Here is a 12115-nt window from a genome sequence, read left to right as displayed (position 1 = left end):
CGATGCCGCCGAACAGCAGCTGCCAGGAGGTGAGCGCGAGCACGGGAGTATCGTCGCGCCAGCGCTGGGTGAGGATCGAGCCGATCGAGAAGACGAGGAGCGCGGCCATCGAGGCTGCGACGCCCCAGCCGTCGATGCGCGCGGTCGACAGGCCGACGATGAGGATCACGCCGACGATGCCGCAGACCGCGCCGATGAGCGTGGGGAGGTTCAGCCGCTGCCCGAGCATGGCCCAGCCGAGCAGCCCCAGCACGAGGGGCGAGGCCGCCATGATCGATGCGGCCACGGAGGACGGGAGCAGCTGCGCCGCGACGTAGACGAGCACGAAGAACACGCAGAAGTTGATGAGGCCGAGCAGCGGGGCACGCCACCACCAGGAACCGGTGGGGAGCTTGCGCACGAACAGGAAGAGCAGGATCCCGGCGGGCAGCGCGCGGAGCGCGGCGCCCCAGAGCGGCGAGTCGGCGGGCAGGAAGTGGTGCATCACCGGGTAGTTCGAGCCCCAGGCGATCGGGGCGAGCGCGGTGAGCGCGATCCACTTCGCGTGCGATCCGCGGGTTTTTGCTTCCATGGAAGGGAGTATAGCTTCCGAGGAAGGTATGATCGACGCATGAGCGAGCCCGCGCCCGACCACGTCGACCGGATCCTGGCGCAGTGGAGCGTCGAGCGCCCCGACCTCGATGTTTCGCCCGTCGGCGTGATCGGCCGCCTGCACCGCCTCGCCGAGCGGCTGCGCGACGAGCTCGTCGCCCTCTACCGCGAGTACGGGCTGGGCGAGGGGGAGTTCGACGTGCTCGCGACGCTGCGCCGCACGGGCGCGCCCTACGAGCTCGCGCCCGGCGAACTCGCCGCGCACACCATGGTCACCACGGGGGCCGTGAGCAAGCGGCTCGACCGGCTCGAGGCGATGGGCTACGTGCAGCGGCGGTCGAGCGACCAGGACGGCCGTGGGCGAGTGGTGGGGCTCACCGCCGCCGGTATCGCGGCCATCGACGAGGCGTTCGCCGCGCACGTGCGCAACGAGGCCCGGCTGCTCGACGGCCTCGATCCCGAGCAGCGGGCGCAGCTCGTCGGGCTGCTGCGGACCTGGATGCGCGCGCTCGACGACTGAGCGCGTCTTCGACCTCATCCTGAGCGATGCGGTCACCGGCGTCATCCTGCGCGACGCTCTGCCACTCCCGTCATCCTGCGCGACGAAGGAGTCGCAGGATCCTGCGACTCGCAAGCTCGCGCAGGATGACGGGAGAAGCGGTCTCAGCCGAGCTTGCGCAGCGTGTTGATGTTGCGCGTCGTCGTGGAGGTCTTGAAGCGGGCCCGGGCGATGTGCTTCGAGAACGGCGTATCGGTGCTCCCGCCTCGCGGGCAGCGCCAGTAGACGACGCCGGGGCCCGCGGCGAACCGCTCGGCGTTCCCGGAAGCCTCGGCATCAGGATCCGCGGCGCCCGGATCCGCCCCGGGCGCGCCCGTGAGCACCGCGTGCAGCGCGTCGGCGTCGGCAGCGAACACGACGTAGGCGTGGTGCTCCGGATCCTCTGCGAAGGGGTAGCCCGCGATGATCCCGTCGAGCTCGGCCAGCGGCACGAGCACGATCCAGGCGTCGTAGCCGAAGCGTTCGCCCAGGGCCCGTTCGATCCTGGCCTTGAGCTCCGTGCGCGCCGCGTCCGACGAACCGTCGACCTCGTCGGCGTCGAAGCACACGTTCCCCGAGGCGAGCACGGTGCGCACCTGCCCGAAGCCGAGCTCGCGGAAGAGCCCCGCCAGTTCCGCGCTGCGCACCGTGATGCCGTTGACGTTCACCCCGCGCAGCAGCGCGATCCATCGAGCCATGCCGTCATCATAGGTGAGCTCTGTCTTGTGCGACTAGCTCCTTGCGTGGGGTTCTCTGTCGACTATTCGAAGGATGCGGAGGAGTCTCTCAACTGGCTCGATCTGGTCTTCTTCCAAAGGATCCTGGGAGAAATGCATGAGTTGGTTTCGGACATTTGCTGTCAGCTTAGTAAGCGAAAGGACGCGGTCCTGCTCAACCCCGACCCACCCGAGTTTCTTCCAGAGAGCTTCATCTTCGAGGAGGTATGGGTAAGCGCCGAGAGTGAGGTCCTTGAGCTTTGAGCCTCTTGCGGGCGAAGTTTCGACATCTGCGTCGGTTAGGTGCTTTTGTGTTGCCCGGCGGAGGCGAAGTTCCACTTCTTCGATCAGCATGATTGGACGACGATCGCGACCAAACTCCTGAGCTAGATCGCTGATTGTGATTATTCCGCCGATTTGTTGAGCTTCGTCGAGGACAAAAACGTATCCTTGCTGCTCTACAAGATCTACGACGTCGAGTACGTTTTGATGTAGGTGAATAATTGGGGGAGAATCGATCAATGCATCGGCGACAATTTGCGGTGTTCTTTTGAGGCCTGCGATCGCGATCGAAGTCCAGGTCAAAGCGCCTCGAAGCGCCCCATTGTCAACAACCGCAAGTTGAGAGTAGTTATTTTCAAGCATGATCGTTTGGGCGAAAGATAACTTGTCGCCTGAGGATACCGAGTCTGGTTCTCGGGTGGCGGATGGCACGGCCGAAACGGGGTGAGTCACGCTGCTGCTGTCCGCGACGGTTCGGTGGCTGCTTGGTGCTGATTCCGTGTCCACATCTGAGGCTGTAGAAGCGTCTTCCGCGGTCGCGACGTTGCGGATGATGATTTCATCATCAATGAGGCCCTCCTCGAATGGAGGTGTGGTTGAAAGTCCCAGCTCCGCAAGTTGGTCCTGGAGCGTGGAGACTGTTCCGCTGGTGCGGCGATGAAATCCAGCTATAGATAGAAGGGATCGTATTGTTGTTGTAACAGGGGCGGAGCCTGGGAGTTCTTCGAGTGTTCCGGGGAGGGAGGAATCTTTGCCGACTGGGCCCGGATCTGAGCCGTGAACAAGTATGTGATTGAATCGCTTTGCTGCAGAATTTCGTTCCAATTCGCAGACTGTTAGTAGGGAGCCGATCGATGCGCGGAGGTCGTGTTGGAGAATCTGCTTCTCCAGATTTGGTTTTTCCCAGTCCACCTTGCGAGTGTGGCGAAATCCGGGCTCATTTTCCGCGAGATATTCGTAGTCAGATTTGACTACTCCAAGAGCAAACTTTCCGTCTTCGAGCTTGCTGGGCATGACGATCAGATCGCCGATGTGAATCTTTGAGACAAAGCGATCAAGTTGCCCCGTCCAGTTGCCAATTACGTAGTTTGATTCTTCTGGATACGACTCCGCAACTATGCTTCTGATGCGTTCGCGCTTGGTCGCGTTTTTTAGAGACGGAACTTCTTCCCATCCCGCGACCGTTCGTCCTTCTGCGAGGGCAAACTTCTCTCGATCGCCTGAGGCTCCGGCGCGTACCATCCAAGCTCTCATTGTGGTCCTTGTTGTACGAAGATCTACAAAAATCGAATCGGCTGGGCAAAGGCAATTCTCACCCTATCAAACCGACGACTTGAAAACTGGGTCGCCCTGCGCCGCGTAGACTGGCCCGGTTATGGCGCATCTTCTGGGGGCTGAGGCCCTGCACCTCGAGGTTCCGGCCCGAATCATCTTCGACTCCGTCACGATCGGCGTCGCCGAGGGCGACCGCATCGGCATCGTCGGCCGCAACGGCGACGGCAAGTCGAGCCTGCTGATGATGCTCGCGGGGCGCCGCGATCCCGATTCGGGGCAGGTGACGTCGCGCGGCGGCACCCGCATCGGCGTGCTCGAGCAGTCCGACGCGTTCCCCGAGGGCGAGACCGTCGGTCACGCGATCGTCGGCGAGACCCCCGAGCACGAGTGGGCCGGCGTGCCCCGGGTGCGCGAGGTCATCGCGGGGCTCGTGACCGATCTGCCGTGGGACGGCCTGATCGCGGACCTGTCGGGCGGGCAGCAGCGCCGCGTCGCGCTGGCCCGGCTGCTCGCCGGCGAGTGGGACATCCTCGCCCTCGACGAGCCCACCAACCACCTCGACGTCGAGGCCATCGCCTGGCTCGCCGATCACCTGAAGCGCCGCTGGCCGGCGAACCAGGGCGCGCTGCTCGTCGTGACGCACGACCGCTGGTTCCTCGACGAGGTGTGCAACACCACGTGGGAGGTGCACGACCGCATCGTCGAGCCGTTCGAGGGCGGCTACGCCGCGTACATCTTGCAGCGCGTCGAGCGCGACCGCCAGGCGGCCGTGGTCGAGCAGAAGCGGCAGAACCTGGCGCGCAAGGAGCTCGCCTGGCTGCGCCGCGGCGCTCCCGCGCGCACGTCGAAGCCCAAGTTCCGCATCGACGCCGCCAACGAGCTCATCGCCGATGTGCCCGAGATCCGCGACCGGGTCTCGCTGCAGTCGATGGCCGTCGCACGCCTCGGCAAGGAGGTCGTGAACCTCCTCGACGCCTCGGTGAGCTTCGGCGATCCCGAGACGGGCGCCGAGCGCGAGGTGCTGCACGAGGTCGAGTGGCGGCTCGCCCCCGGCGAGCGCACCGGGATCCTGGGGCGCAACGGCGCCGGGAAGTCGACGCTGCTCGGCCTCATCGACGGCACGCTCGAGCCGACCTCGGGCACCGTGAAGCGCGGCAAGACCGTGCAGGTCGCGATGCTCACGCAGCGGATCGACGAGCTCGAGGAGCACTGGAACGACCCCGTGCGCGTCGTGATCGACGGGCTGCGCACGAGCTTCACGGTGGGCAGCGGCTCGAAGGCGCAGGACCTCACGCCGGGGCAGATGCTCGAGCGCATGGGCTTCACGAACGCGCAGCTCTCCACCCAGGTGAAGGACCTGTCGGGCGGGCAGCAGCGCCGCCTGCAGCTGCTGCTGATCCTGCTCGGCCAGCCGAACGTGCTGATCCTCGACGAGCCGACCAACGATCTCGACACCGACATGCTCGCCGCGCTCGAGGATCTGCTCGACTCGTGGCCCGGCACGCTCATCGTGGTGTCGCACGACCGCTACTTCCTGGAGCGTGTCACCGACCAGCAGTACGCGATCCTGCACCGGCGCCTGCGCCACCTGCCGGGCGGTGTCGACGAGTACCTGAAGCTGCGCGCGGCCGAGCGCGCCGCGGGGGAGCGAGCGGGATCCGCGCCGGCCGCGTCCGGCGGCTCGTCCGCGGCTCCGGCCTCGGCGGCGTCCGCCGCGGGATCCGCCGTCCCGGCGCTCGCGGGAGCGGAGCGCCGCACCGCCGAGAAGGAGCTGCAGTCGATCGAGCGCCGTCTCGCGAAGATCGAGACCGAGGTCGCCGCGGTGCACGCGCGCATGGCCGCGCACGATCAGAGCGACTACGCGGGGCTCGGCGCGATCGGCGAGGAGCTGAGCGCGCTCGAGGCCGAGGCCGCGGAGCGCGAGGAGCGCTGGCTGGAGCTGTCCGAACTGCTGGAGTAGCGGCGCGGCCGGGGCCCTCCGCGCACGGCTCCGGCGCACGGTCGCCTAGCGGCTCGCAGCCGGCGCCTGCTCGCGCACGAAACGCGCCAGCGCCTGTTTGCTCGTGGTCAAGCAGTCGATCCGAGACTCGAGCTCGGCGATCTGCTCGCGCACCATACTGGCGAGGATCTCGTCGCAGCGCTCGCTCCAGGCGTCGGGGGAGTCCTGCCGGTCGAGCACGATCCGGATGAAACGGGTCGGTACGCCTGCGGCGCGCAGGTCGCGGATCGTGCGGACTCTCGCGGCGTCCGATTCGCTGTACTCCCGGTAGCCGTTCGCGCGTCGTTCGGGCGTGAGCAGCCCCTCGTCCTCGTAGTAGCGCAGCATGCGCGCGCCGATGCCCGTGAGGCGCGAGATCTCGCCGATCCGCATGCGAGCCCTCCCTCCACCGGCACGGTGCTTGACCTTCACATTGATGTCAATGTTTAGCGTACTCTCATGCACTCCGAAACTGCGCTCGATCGCACGCGAACCGCCCCACCCAGCCTCCCGTGGGTCGCACTCGCGGCGCTCACCGCCGCCGCGTTCGGCACGGTCACCGTCGAACTCATGCCCTCCGGCCTGCTCCCCGAGATCGGGCGCGACTTCGGCGTCGATCCGGGCGCGGTCGGCGCGCTCGTCGGCGCCTGGGCGATCACCGTCGCGGTGACGGCGCTCCCGCTGGTGCGGCTGACGGCGCGGATCCCGCGCGTCCGCCTGCTCGGCGGAGCGGTGGCGGTGGTGGCCGTCGTCGCCCTGCTGACCGCGTGGGCTCTCGCATACGACTGGCTGGTGGCGGGCCGGGTGCTCTCGGCGGCCGCGCACGGCGTGTTCTGGGCGGTGCTCGTGCCGACGGTCGCCGGTCTCGTGCCCGCCGAGCGGCTCGGGCGGGCCCTGTCGTTCGTGCTGGCCGGTCCGACGCTCGCGGGACTGATCGGGCTTCCCGCGGTCGCGGCGCTCGCGGGCGCCATCGGCTGGCGGGCGGTCAGCGGGTTCCTCGCGATCCTGCTGGCCGCGGCGGTGCTCGGGATCCACCGGACCCTTCGCCCGGCCACGACCCGAACCGCGCCGAGCGAGGGGCCCGCCCGGTTCGACCGCAGCGCGGTGCCGGTCGGGCTGCTCGCGCTGGCCGGCGGCCTCGTGCTCGTCGGCCACTTCGCCGCCTTCACCTACGTGACCGCCCTGGTGGTGCGGCTCGGCGGACTCGGCAGCGGAGCGGTTCCCGCCGTGCTGCTGCTGTTCGGTGCCGCGGGTGCGGTGGGCGTCGCGCTCGCCGGCCCGCTCGCGGACCGAGTTCCGCGGGCGGCGCTGGTCGGGACCGCGCTCGGCGTTGCGTTCGGGCTGCTCCTGCTGATGCTCGGTTCCGGGCGGTCGGCGATCTTCTGCCTTGGCGTCGGGGTGTGGGGCGTCGCGGTCGGCGCCTTCCCGCCGATCCTGCAGGCCGCGGTGCTGCGGGCCTCATCGGTCCGGTTCCGTCCGCTCGCCGGCGGGGTGCTCGTCGTCGTGCTGAACGCGGGGATCGCGCTCGGGGCCTGGGCGGGCGGCGCCTTGCTGGGCGGAGGCGTCGCGCAGCTCGCGCTCGCCGCACTGCTCGCGGCCGGTGCCGGAGCGCTCGCGCTCGCGGGCGCCCTGACCGCCGACCGGGGCGGGACGAGCTAGGGATCCGGATCCGCGCCGCTCTCAGCAGTGCTGCCGAGAGCAGCATCCGCTCCGCGGGATGCCGCGCCGGAGCAGGCTGACGGCATGAGCGAATCACCGAAACCACCCGTGTTCACCGAGCCGTTCCGGCGCGAGTTGTTCGAGCGCCGGATCCTGGTGCTCGACGGCGCCCTCGACGACGACAACGGCGTGCTCCTCGCGACGCAGATCGCGGCACTGTCGGCCGCCGATCCCGTCGCCGACATCGCCCTCTGGATCCACTCGCCGGGCGGGTCCGTTCCGGCCATGCTCGCGATCCGCGACATCATGCGGCTCGTGCCGAACGACGTCTCGACCCTCGCGCTCGGCATCGCCTACAGCGCGGGCCAGTTCCTGCTCACCTCGGGCACGAAGGGCAAGCGGCGGGCGCTGCCGCACGCGCGGATCCTCATGCACCAGGGATCGGCGGGGATCGGCGGATCCACCGTCGAGGTCGAACTGCAGGCCGGCGACCTGCGCCACACCCGCGACACGCTGCTGCGCCTCACGAGCGAGGACACCGGGCAGCCGGTCGAGCGGATCTTCGAGGACTCGCTGCACGACCACTGGTACTCGGCTGAGGAGGCGCGCGACTACGGCTTCATCGACGGGATCGTCGAGAGCTTCGCCGAGATCATGCCGCGCGGGGCCGGAGCTCCGGGGCTCGGATTCGGCGCACCGGTCGGGGCGGAGGTCGCGCGATGAGCGGCAGCTACACGATCCCGAGCGTCATCTCCGAGAGCCCCCGCGGCGACCGGATCATGGACGTCTACTCGCACCTGCTCACCGAGCGGATCATCTACCTCGGCACCCCGATCGACTCGGGCGTCGCGAACGCGATCATCGCGCAACTGCTCTACCTCGATTCGTCGAGCCCGGGGACCGACATCCAGCTCACGATCAACTGCGAGGGCGGTGATCCGAGCGCGATGCTCGCCATCGCCGACACGGTGCAGTACCTGCGATCCGATGTGACCACGATCTGCGTCGGGCAGGCGATCGGCGTCGGCGCGGTGCTGCTGGCGTCGGGCGCCGCGGGGAAGCGGCTGGCGCTGCCGCACGCGCGCGTGGTGCTGCATCAGCCCGGCAATCAGGGGCGTCGCGGCACGATCCCGGATCTGATCCTGCAGGCCGACGAGGCGGTGCGGATCCGAGCGGAGCTCGAGGCCGTGCTCGCCGAGCGCACCGGGCAGTCGGCCGGGCGGTTGCGCACCGACACGGATCACGACCGGGTGTTCACCGCGAGCGAGGCGCGCGACTACGGCCTCGTCGACGAGGTGATCACGCGGCGGTGAGGGGGCTCAGGCCGCGAGCGCGAATGCGGTCCGGACGGAGACTCCGGCCGGTGCGGTCTCGGCCGCGCGCAGGTTCTCGGCGACCGCGGTCGCGAGGTCGATGATGGTGACGCCCAGCGCGCCGGCGACGGCGGCGATCATCTCGCTCGACGGATCCTTGACGCCGCGCTCCATCTCGGAGAGGTACTGCGGCGAGACCCCGGCGTCCGCGGCCGTCTTCCCGAGAGTCTCGCCCCGCTCGTGCCGGAGCCGGCGCAGTTCATCGCCGAGCATGTGCCGCCAGAGCGGCAGCGGGGCGGTGCGTTCGCGGGTCTCGGGTGCGTCGTCGCTCATGCCTGGATGCTAACCGTGGCAGGTGCGCGGAGCGCTGGTGTTCTGCTCTGAGCAGAATCGCTCAGCCGAGCCCGCCCAGCACCTCATCGACGCGCAGCGGCTTGCGCGGCTTCTGCTTGCGATCCTTCTCGGGGATCCCGCCGACGTAGAGCCAGCCGAGCAGGTACTCGTCGGGGGCCAATCGGTGCGCGCGGTGCACGGGCTCGGTCCGAGTGAGCGTGCCGGTGCGCCAGATGACGCCCCAGCCCGCCTCGTGCAGCAGCAGCGACAGCAGGTGGGCGACGCCCGAGGCCACCGCCTCCTGCTCCCAGACGGGCACCTTGCCGCTCGGTCGCGGCTTCACGACGATCGCGAGCACCAGCGGTGCGCGCCGCGCCTTCTTCGTGTACTTCTCGAGCTCCTTCTCGCCGCCGCCGTCGGCCGCTGCGAGACCGGTCGCGATCGCGTCGCGGTCGTCTCCGCGCAGTTCGATCAGGCGCCAGGGGCGCAGCCCCGAGTGGTCGGCCACGCTCGACAGCGCGGCCACCAGCTCGGCCAGCTCCGCGGAGCTGGGACCTTCCTCAGTGACGCTCGAGTGCGAGCGTCGATTGCGCACTGCTTCGAGCGCGTCAGCGCGTTGATCCGACACGGTTCCTCCTCGGTTCGAACGCCCGTTCAGGGCTGATCAGGCAAGCCTTTCCTTGCTTGTGGCGGCGCGAAATCTGAGTAGCGTGGTGGGCAACGGAGGGATCCGGACCACCGGATTCCCGCCCCGTGCACTCGGAGAAGGAAAGGACCCCGATTTCATGACTCCCACCCAGAACCCCACCGTCACCGTCGCCAAGGGCGACCTCGACCGCGCGGCGGGTGTCGAGCGCTACCTCGGCCCGGTCGTCCGCGATCTCGTGGCACTCGCCGTCAACGGTAAGCAGGCGCACTGGCACGTGCGCGGCGCGAACTTCATCGGCGTGCACGAGTTCCTCGACGAGGTCGTGGCGCACGCGCAGGACGGCGCCGACACCGTCGCGGAGCGGATCGTCGCCCTCGGCCTGCCGGTCGACGCGCGCATCGGTTCGGTCGCCGCTCAGACCACCACGCCCGAACTGAGCGCCGGGTTCCAGCAGTCGGCCGACACGGTCCGCGCGATCGTGGCGCAGCTCGACGCGGTCATCGCCACGGTCTACGCCGCGGTCAAGGGCCTCGACGACATCGATCCCGTGAGCCAGGACATCGCGATCGCGGTGGCGCAGGAGCTCGACAAGGATCGCTGGTTCCTGTTCTCCCACTACGCGGACTGATCCTGATCGGTGCCGCTCGGGCACCGTGCGACCTCGGGTCGCGCACACCACCGGAACGGCGGTCGATGCTTCACAGCGTCGGCCGCCGTTCTGCTGCGGAGGACCAGATCTCGGCGAGCTCGGCCTCGATGCGGGTCCAGAACTCGCGGACGTTCGGCAGGTCGCGACCGCCGGTCCACATGAGGAAGTGGCGGCCGCTCATCGGGTCGCCGCGCAGCCACTCGTCGAGCCAGGCGTCGACGGCGCCGGTGAGCGCAGCGCCGCGCACGGCCGCGGGGGAGAGACGGGTTACACCGACGCCGGAAGGAGCCGCGATGGGCTCGGCGAGGTCGGCGGGATCGGCCTCGACGAAGATGTGCCCGTAGCTGTTCTCGGGCAGCGCCGCGCACCACGCGCGGAGGCCGTCGAGATCGTCGCTGCCGCTCGCCCCGAGCACGCAGTCGAGGTAGTTGGGGTCGATGAAGATGAACTCATCGGAGGGCAGCGGGTCGAGGTTCACGTGTTCATCTTAGGTCACCCTGTACATCATCAGATGTTCTTCGGGCGAATGCCCAGTCAGTCGCTCCTCCCTACCGGCGCACCCTGCGCGGGAGTACGCTCCGAACAGGCCGCGATTCCGAAGGAGGATGCGTCATGCAGATCGAGAACGGGGTGGCGCTCGTCACCGGAGGGGCGTCGGGGCTCGGCCTCGCGACGACGCAGCGACTGCTCGCACAGGGCGCCCGGGTCGTGGTGGTCGACCTGCCCGGATCCGCTGGGGAGCGGCTCGTCGCCGAGCACGAGGGGCGCGTGCGCTTCGTCCCCGCGGACGTGCGCGACGAGGATCAGGTGCGCGGCGCGGTCGACGCGGCCGCCGAATTCGGCGCGCTCCGGCTCGTGGTCAACTGCGCCGGCGTCGCCGACGCCGCGAAGGTCGTCGGCCGCTCGGGTCCGTTCCCGCTCGAACTGTTCCGACGGGTCGTCGACATCAACCTGGTCGGCACCTTCAACGTGCTGCGGCTCGCCGCCGAACGGATGCGCGAGCAGGACCTCGCCGACGCCGAGGAGCGCGGGGTCATCATCAATACGGCCTCCGTCGCGGCCTTCGAGGGCCAGATCGGTCAGTCGGCGTACGCCGCATCGAAGGCGGCCATCGTCGGCATGACCCTGCCGATCGCGCGAGAGCTCGCGGAGCACCGGATCCGGGTTGTATCGATCGCGCCGGGCATCTTCGAGACGCCGCTGCTCGCCGGCCTGCCCGAGGAGGTGCGCGCCTCGCTCGGTGCCCAGGTGCCGCACCCCGCCCGGCTCGGACGGCCCGAGGAGTTCGCACTGCTCGTCACGCAGATCGTCGAGAACCCCATGATCAACGGCGAGACGATCCGGCTCGACGGCGCGATCCGCATGGCCGCGCGCTGAACGCGCCGCGCATCGCCTATTCCTCGATGATTCTCCGCGCGGTCACGTCGGCGGTGGGCAGGATCTCGACCTCGCGCTGCTCGGTGAGCACCTTGAGGAACCCCGGTTGCACCTCGAGCACCCAGCCCTCGATCGCACCGGATCCGGTTTCGATCCGCTCCTTCGACACCCACGGGGTGTCGACGAGCACGGCGAGCAGCAGCACGCCGATCACGGCGATGCCTCCCACGCTCCGCATGACGCCCGCGACGATCCGATGACCCACGCCCCGCGTCCAGATGAGCCGCGCGGCGACCAGGATCCCGCCGAAGGCGAGGGCTCCGATGCCCACCCACCACGAGTGGAAGGTGCGGATCCAGACGTAGGCCACGGTGACGAGCGCCACCGCCGCGAGCACCCGGCCGAGACTGGGGAGGCCGACACGGCCGCCGATCGGCCACAGCACGTGCAGCAGCGCGAGCGGGAGCAGGAGCGCGATGAGCGCCCCCGTCAACTCCGGACGTGCGAACAGCGTGCCGAACGCGATGGGCAGGGCGTCGCCGAAGTCGAAAGAATCGGCGACGGCACCCGCCGTGCCCCAGTTCCACTCCGAGACCGCGAGCAGGCGCAGCAGCAGGAAGAGCGTGGCGATGCCGGCCGTCGTGCCGACCACCGCCCCCGTCTTCGCGGCCGCGCTCGCCGCGGGCGATTCCGTCTCGGCCCGCGCCTCCGCCGCTCCCGGGTCGGCGGATTCCGTATCTGAGGCGGCCATGGGG

General features: G+C 69.1%; 15 protein-coding genes. 7 read left to right on the top strand and 8 right to left on the bottom strand.

Annotated elements, in window-relative coordinates:
- The coding region (locus XM48_RS06795; RefSeq protein WP_046455049.1) for a DMT family transporter at positions 1 to 571 on the bottom strand (571 nt) is incomplete at its 3' end.
- Between the two features lie 39 nt (positions 572 to 610).
- On the opposite strand from XM48_RS06795, the gene XM48_RS06790 reads away from it, so the two are divergent.
- Positions 611 to 1111, top strand: coding sequence for a MarR family winged helix-turn-helix transcriptional regulator (locus tag XM48_RS06790; RefSeq protein WP_046455048.1), 501 nt, complete (start codon positions 611 to 613; stop codon positions 1109 to 1111).
- 143 nt (positions 1112 to 1254) lie between these two features.
- Here XM48_RS06790 and XM48_RS06785 read toward each other — a convergent pair whose 3' ends face one another.
- A complete protein-coding gene (locus XM48_RS06785; protein ID WP_046455047.1) occupies positions 1255 to 1827 on the bottom strand; it encodes a DUF1697 domain-containing protein in 573 nt (190 codons plus the stop codon).
- A gap of 33 nt (positions 1828 to 1860) precedes the next feature.
- Positions 1861 to 3369: a CBS domain-containing protein gene (locus XM48_RS17835; RefSeq protein WP_156174953.1), complete on the bottom strand. Its 1509-nt coding sequence runs from the start codon at positions 3367 to 3369 to the stop codon at positions 1861 to 1863.
- A 133-nt stretch (positions 3370 to 3502) separates the two neighbouring features.
- Here XM48_RS17835 and XM48_RS06775 point away from each other — a divergent pair, with 133 nt between their 5' ends.
- Positions 3503 to 5362, top strand: coding sequence for an ABC-F family ATP-binding cassette domain-containing protein (locus tag XM48_RS06775; RefSeq protein ID WP_046455045.1), 1860 nt, complete (start codon positions 3503 to 3505; stop codon positions 5360 to 5362).
- Between the two features lie 45 nt (positions 5363 to 5407).
- Here the strand turns inward: XM48_RS06775 and XM48_RS06770 are convergent, their stop codons facing one another.
- Positions 5408 to 5773, bottom strand: a complete 366-nt coding sequence (locus tag XM48_RS06770; protein WP_046455044.1) for a MerR family transcriptional regulator — start codon at positions 5771 to 5773, stop codon at positions 5408 to 5410.
- Positions 5774 to 5839: 66 nt separating this feature from the next.
- Here XM48_RS06770 and XM48_RS06765 point away from each other — a divergent pair, with 66 nt between their 5' ends.
- The 3 genes from XM48_RS06765 to XM48_RS06755 all read left to right on the top strand — a co-directional run bounded on the left by XM48_RS06765 (position 5840) and on the right by XM48_RS06755 (position 8352).
- Positions 5840 to 7039 carry an MFS transporter gene (locus XM48_RS06765; RefSeq protein WP_046455043.1) on the top strand — a complete coding sequence of 400 codons (1200 nt, stop codon included), beginning with the start codon at positions 5840 to 5842 and terminating at the stop codon, positions 7037 to 7039.
- A gap of 84 nt (positions 7040 to 7123) precedes the next feature.
- The gene (locus XM48_RS06760; RefSeq protein ID WP_046455042.1) at positions 7124 to 7762 is read left to right on the top strand and encodes a ClpP family protease; all 639 of its coding nucleotides are present in this window, start codon (positions 7124 to 7126) and stop codon (positions 7760 to 7762) included.
- Positions 7759 to 8352, top strand: a complete 594-nt coding sequence (locus tag XM48_RS06755) for a ClpP family protease (protein ID WP_046455041.1) — start codon at positions 7759 to 7761, stop codon at positions 8350 to 8352. The genes XM48_RS06760 and XM48_RS06755 overlap by 4 nt, the downstream gene beginning before the upstream one ends.
- A 6-nt stretch (positions 8353 to 8358) precedes the next feature.
- Here XM48_RS06755 and XM48_RS06750 read toward each other — a convergent pair whose 3' ends face one another.
- Both XM48_RS06750 and XM48_RS06745 read right to left on the bottom strand, forming a co-directional pair.
- On the bottom strand, positions 8359 to 8685 hold the full coding sequence (locus XM48_RS06750) for a helix-turn-helix domain-containing protein (RefSeq protein WP_046455040.1): 327 nt from the start codon (positions 8683 to 8685) through the stop codon (positions 8359 to 8361).
- Between the two features lie 61 nt (positions 8686 to 8746).
- On the bottom strand, positions 8747 to 9313 hold the full coding sequence (locus tag XM48_RS06745) for a nitroreductase family protein (RefSeq protein WP_052961342.1): 567 nt from the start codon (positions 9311 to 9313) through the stop codon (positions 8747 to 8749).
- 157 nt (positions 9314 to 9470) lie between these two features.
- Between XM48_RS06745 and XM48_RS06740 the strand changes: the two genes are divergently transcribed.
- Complete coding sequence (locus tag XM48_RS06740; protein WP_046455038.1) at positions 9471 to 9962, top strand: Dps family protein; 492 nt, start codon at positions 9471 to 9473, stop codon at positions 9960 to 9962.
- Positions 9963 to 10032: 70 nt separating this feature from the next.
- Here the strand turns inward: XM48_RS06740 and XM48_RS06735 are convergent, their stop codons facing one another.
- Positions 10033 to 10461 (bottom strand): hypothetical protein, encoded by a 429-nt coding sequence (locus tag XM48_RS06735; RefSeq protein WP_046455037.1) that lies wholly within the window; start codon positions 10459 to 10461, stop codon positions 10033 to 10035.
- A gap of 134 nt (positions 10462 to 10595) precedes the next feature.
- Between XM48_RS06735 and XM48_RS06730 the strand changes: the two genes are divergently transcribed.
- Positions 10596 to 11360, top strand: coding sequence for a 3-hydroxyacyl-CoA dehydrogenase (locus tag XM48_RS06730; protein WP_046455036.1), 765 nt, complete (start codon positions 10596 to 10598; stop codon positions 11358 to 11360).
- Between the two features lie 16 nt (positions 11361 to 11376).
- Here the strand turns inward: XM48_RS06730 and XM48_RS06725 are convergent, their stop codons facing one another.
- Positions 11377 to 12111: a hypothetical protein gene (locus XM48_RS06725; RefSeq protein ID WP_046455035.1), complete on the bottom strand. Its 735-nt coding sequence runs from the start codon at positions 12109 to 12111 to the stop codon at positions 11377 to 11379.
- Positions 12112 to 12115: the final 4 nt, after the last annotated feature.

The organism is Leucobacter sp. Ag1, assembly GCF_000980875.1.
GTDB lineage: Bacteria > Actinomycetota > Actinomycetes > Actinomycetales > Microbacteriaceae > Leucobacter > Leucobacter iarius.
Note: the sequence above shows the minus strand (reverse complement) of the source record. Positions and strands in the feature narration are given on the sequence as shown.